The organism is Fulvivirga aurantia, assembly GCF_009711475.1.
Taxonomy (GTDB): Bacteria; Bacteroidota; Bacteroidia; order Cytophagales; family Cyclobacteriaceae; genus Fulvivirga; species Fulvivirga aurantia.
In genome coordinates, this window is record NZ_SMMD01000628.1 from 1 (window position 1) to 4,819 (window position 4,819).

The following is a 4,819-nucleotide window of genomic DNA, read 5'->3' on the forward strand; positions in this document are numbered from 1 at the left end:
TCACCATTTGATCTTTCCAGGTGCTAAAAGTACCAGCTTCGATATGCTGGCGAGCCTCACCCACCAACCAAAGATAAAAGCTCAGGTTATGGATACTAGCAATTTGCGCGCCCAAAATCTCTTTGCTCATAATGAGGTGACGTAAATAAGCTTTGCTGTAAAAAGTGTCTACATAACCTCCGAGATTTGGGTCTATCGGTGAAATGTCATCTTTCCACTTTTCATTCTTAATATTAATTATACCTTCAGAGGTAAATAACATACCGTTTCGCGCGTTACGTGTTGGCATTACACAATCAAACATATCTACACCTAAGGCAATGCTCTCTAAAATATTAGCTGGTGTACCTACGCCCATTAGATAGCGTGGCTTATCCTTTGGCAGGATATCGCAGACCAACTCAGTCATCTCGTACATCATTTCTGCCGGCTCACCAACCGACAGGCCGCCAATAGCATTCCCCTCTCGTTCAAAACTGGCAATAGCTTCTGCAGATTGCTTTCTTAAATCTTTATATACACTACCTTGTACGATAGGAAAAAGCGTTTGATCATACCCATACTTTCCTTCGGTATTATCAAAATGCTCGCAGCACCTTTTAAGCCATCTATGAGTCATATGCATAGACTTCTCAGCATAATCGTACTCACAAGGGTATGGAGTGCACTCGTCAAAAGCCATCATGATGTCTGCACCGATGGTACGCTGTATATCCATCACATACTCAGGAGTGAACACGTGTTTCGATCCATCTATGTGAGATTTAAACGTAACACCATTCTCTTTAATTTTTCTAGTATCAGAAAGAGAGTAAACCTGGTACCCACCGCTGTCGGTAAGTATTGGCCTATCCCAGCCATTAAATTTATGTAGACCGCCTGCTTTTTCGATTATATCAAGTCCTGGTCTTAAGTATAAATGATATGTATTACCCAGTATAATCTGGGCCTTGATATCCTCTTTTAATTCACGTTGATGCACGGCCTTTACGGAACCAGCAGTACCTACAGGCATGAAAATAGGCGTTTTAATTTCGCCATGTGCTGTAGTCACTGTTCCTGTACGTGCTTTACTCTTCTGATCTTGTACCTCTAGTTTAAAATCCATTCCTCTTCAATTTGGGCTGCAAAAATAGGCATATTTTTTACCCACCCTGTACAACCACTGTTTTTTCGCTCTGTAAAATTTGCAGTCTGATAAATCAAGATATCTTTGTGGCCTAATTTTTATTTATGCTTTACTACATCGTTGTCTTTTTCCTCATCTGTATTGCTATACAATGTATATATTATGCATTCTTCAGTGTTGGTATATCGAAAGTCATTGTGCAAAAAGGTCAGTACGAGGAGCCGGTTTCTATAATTATAGCGGCTCGTAATGAGTATCAAAACTTAAAAAAATTATTACCACAACTCTACGCACAGGAGCACCCAGATTTTGAAATAATAATTGTCAATGACCAGTCGTATGATGAGACTTACGATTTTTTAAAGGCAGAATCTGCCAGCAACCCTCGACTCCGCGTAGTAAATGTCGATAACGCTCCGGACCATGTAAACAGTAAGAAATTTGCACTTACGCTTGGTATAAAAGCCGCTAAAAACGATCTGCTTCTTTTAACCGATGCTGATTGCTTACCTAACTCAAACCAATGGGTGAGTACGATGGCCTCTCATGCCAGTGATAAACAATTCGTAATTGGGTTTTCTCAATATGAAACCAAACCCGGATTTCTCAACTACTTCATCCGCTTTGAGACTTTACTCACCGGTATTCAATACCTGAGTTTTGCGGCTTTGGGTAAACCTTACATGGGAGTTGGCCGAAACCTGGCTTATCGCAAAAGTCTGTTTTTAGAGAACAAAGGTTTTAATGGCTATATGCAAGTAGTCGGTGGCGATGATGATCTTTTTGTAAATAAACATGCAACAAATAAAAATACAGCAGTTGTAGCAGGCTCAGAAGCAGAAACTACTTCTATTCCAAAGACAACCTGGAAATCTTTTTTCAAACAAAAACTCAGACACCTGAGTGTTGGAAAACACTATAAAACAGGCGATAAAATAATTTTGGGCTCTTTTTCATTGTCATATTTATTGAGTTGGCTATTATTGCCTATACTCTTAATCGCTGGCGGTGAACTATACTTAGTTATTGGCAGTTTTTTATTAAGATCACTTTTATTTTATATAACGTTTCTTATCTCAACCAAAAAGCTAAACGTTACGTTTAATGTCTGGGGTTTAATATTTTTAGAGTTGATTTACGTCTTTTACTATATTTTTATAGCAGTAAGAGCATTATTCACAAAAAGGGTTACATGGAGTTAAAAAAGCAATTCTCTGACAAGGCACTTGAAGATTTTAGAATGATCGATCAAGCAGTGAAGGAGAATGATGAACAGGCATACGCTATGTTGATGGATCGCTACAAGAGGCCTGTATACCACATGATCCTTAAAATGGTGAGAAATGTTGATGATGCAGAAGACCTCACCATTGAAGCATTTGCCAAAGCTTTCAAAAACCTTCACAGATTTAAAAAAGACTATACATTTAGTACGTGGTTGTTTAGAATCGCGACCAACAACGCTATTGATTTTATTAGAAAAAAGAGGCTGGAAACTATGAGCCTCGACACTTCTTTTACCGATGATAATGGCGACTCTGTCTCTATCGATGTAGAAGACAAAAACCTTAATCCACAAGAGGTAGCGATCAAAAGTCAAAAAATTGAGCTTATTCAAATGTTTGTTACTAAGCTCCCTGCCAAGTATCAGCGGTTGGTGAAACTTAGGTACTTTAAAGAATATAGCTACGAAGAAATAGCCAAGGAACTTGACGCTCCGCTCGGTACAGTAAAAGCCCAATTGCACAGAGCAAGAGAGTTGATGTACGACCTTGTGAAAAATAAGAAAGAACATATCTGATAAGCCAGCTCATTGGCTTGAATCTGATCTTTATAAATGGTAAATTCGGTATCTACACCGAAAAACCAAGGATTTGAACATTTCCATCCGTACCGGAACCATCGAAGATGCCTTAGAAGTACAAAGGCAGATACCTGAGTTTAGAGATGCATACTCAAAGCAAGAATATTGCAAAAGACTGGTCGACAAGCACCACCTGATACTTATCGCATACTCAAACGGTGAGGCTGTGGGCTATAAAGTCGGCTATCAGTTACAGGACGATGTATTTTACAGCTGGATGGGTGGTGTTTTAAAATCACACAGAGGTAAGCATGTGGCTCAAAAGCTTGCTGCGCACCAGGAAAATTGGGCAAAATCACATGGATTCACCGCCATTCGTTTTAAAACCAGAAATCACTTAAAAGGAATGCTCATATTCTCACTTAAAAATGGCTTTGATATTATTGGTGTTGAAGAAAAAGCTTACCCCCGAGCTGATTATCGCGTTATACTTGAAAAAGATCTATAAGTTCATTTAAGAATTTGCGAAGTCATTTCATTTCAAGAATTATACTCATCTTTGCGCCATGCAAGCAGATATCATCAATAAGTACTTTCCTGACCTCACCCCATTGCAAAAAGAGCAGTTTAGTAAACTTCAGGAGCTTTACACCTCATGGAATGAGAAAATAAATGTGATTTCCAGAAAAGATATTGATGCATTATATGTGCGCCATGTATTGCACTCCCTAGGTATTGCCAAAGTCATGTCTTTCGAGCCCGGCACCAAAGTACTGGATGTAGGTACAGATGGTGGTTTCCCAGGCATTCCGCTGGCTATATTATTTCCCGATGTTCAGTTTCATCTGGTCGACTCTATCGGCAAAAAAATTAAAGTTGTAAAAGCTGTGAGCGAAGCATTGGGTTTAGAAAATGTCGAGGCCGATCAAATGCGTGCTGAACAGCTCAAATCACAGTATCATTTTGTAGTGAGCAGGGCTGTTACCAGGCTGAAGCCTTTTTACCAATGGGTGAAAAACAAATTTTTAAAAGACGACTTTAACCAGCTACCAAACGGCATACTCTACCTCAAAGGAGGAGATTTAAAGGAAGAGCTTACTGAGTCTAAAAAAAGGTACAAGCTCTATAACCTCCCTGATTTTTTTGAAGAACCGTTTTTTGAAACCAAAAAGGTTGTTTATGTGCCTAAAAGCTAACAAGATTAAGTAAGGCACATTCTTTCTAAAGAAAGTTTTACTTTGAATTTTGCTATAAAACCCTATCTTGCCTGCTGCTTTTTTCTTTTTAAGCCATGTTTGCCAGCAGGAAGGACATACCATCTAACGACAATAAGACACTTCGTGCCTTAAAGAAAGGTAAGCGCTGGGCGTTTAAGAAGATTTTTGATACATACCATCTCAAACTGTATCATTTTGCTCGTAACATGGGCCTTTCTCATGAAGATGGCGAATGTATCGTGCAGGAAGTTTTTATTTCGATTTGGGAGAAAAAGCATCTGATTGATGAGAATCAGTATTTCAAATCATACCTCTACACCATTACCAAGCGACTTACAATTAAAAAGGTAAAACGACAGGCTTTGGAAGATCGATACAAATCAAAGGAAGCTCAAAAAAGCTCATGCTGTAATAAAACCGAAGATTATATTGTATTTAAAAACCTGCTTGATCATGCGAGTGCCAACATAGACCAGCTACCAGAAGAGCGAAAACAAATATTTTTATTGAGTAAGCATGAGGGTCTCACCAATCAGGAAATTGCCGATCGACTGAATATCTCCAAGCGAACGGTTGAGAATCAATTGTACAGAGCTACCAAAACACTTAAAGGCCAAATTAACACCGATTACATGTTCAATTAATTTTTTTTCTATCCTGAGTGAGTAA

The 4,819-nt window shown here is 38.8% G+C and carries 6 protein-coding genes; 5 read left to right on the plus strand and 1 reads right to left on the minus strand.

Annotated elements, in window-relative coordinates; all coding sequences use genetic code 11:
* Positions 1-1,108, minus strand: a 1,108-nt coding sequence (tgt, locus tag E1176_RS06015; protein ID WP_155209658.1) for a tRNA guanosine(34) transglycosylase Tgt, incomplete at its 3' end; no start/stop codon positions are given.
* 218 nt (positions 1,109-1,326) lie between these two features.
* Between tgt and E1176_RS06020 the strand changes: the two genes are divergently transcribed.
* The 5 genes from E1176_RS06020 (at position 1,327) to E1176_RS06040 (ending at position 4,794) form a co-directional block, all read left to right on the plus strand.
* Positions 1,327-2,331, plus strand: a complete 1,005-nt coding sequence (locus E1176_RS06020) for a glycosyltransferase (protein WP_343030507.1) — start codon at positions 1,327-1,329, stop codon at positions 2,329-2,331.
* The gene (locus E1176_RS06025) at positions 2,322-2,930 is read left to right on the plus strand and encodes an RNA polymerase sigma factor (protein ID WP_155209660.1); all 609 of its coding nucleotides are present in this window, start codon (positions 2,322-2,324) and stop codon (positions 2,928-2,930) included. The genes E1176_RS06020 and E1176_RS06025 overlap by 10 nt, the downstream gene beginning before the upstream one ends.
* 73 nt (positions 2,931-3,003) lie before the next feature.
* Entirely contained in the window at positions 3,004-3,441 is a 438-nt protein-coding gene (locus E1176_RS06030) for a GNAT family N-acetyltransferase (RefSeq protein WP_155209661.1), read from the plus strand.
* A gap of 58 nt (positions 3,442-3,499) precedes the next feature.
* Complete coding sequence (rsmG, locus tag E1176_RS06035; RefSeq protein ID WP_155209662.1) at positions 3,500-4,129, plus strand: 16S rRNA (guanine(527)-N(7))-methyltransferase RsmG; 630 nt, start codon at positions 3,500-3,502, stop codon at positions 4,127-4,129.
* A 95-nt stretch (positions 4,130-4,224) separates the two neighbouring features.
* The gene (locus E1176_RS06040) at positions 4,225-4,794 is read left to right on the plus strand and encodes an RNA polymerase sigma-70 factor (RefSeq protein WP_155209663.1); all 570 of its coding nucleotides are present in this window, start codon (positions 4,225-4,227) and stop codon (positions 4,792-4,794) included.
* The last annotated feature ends 25 nt before the right edge of the window (positions 4,795-4,819 follow it).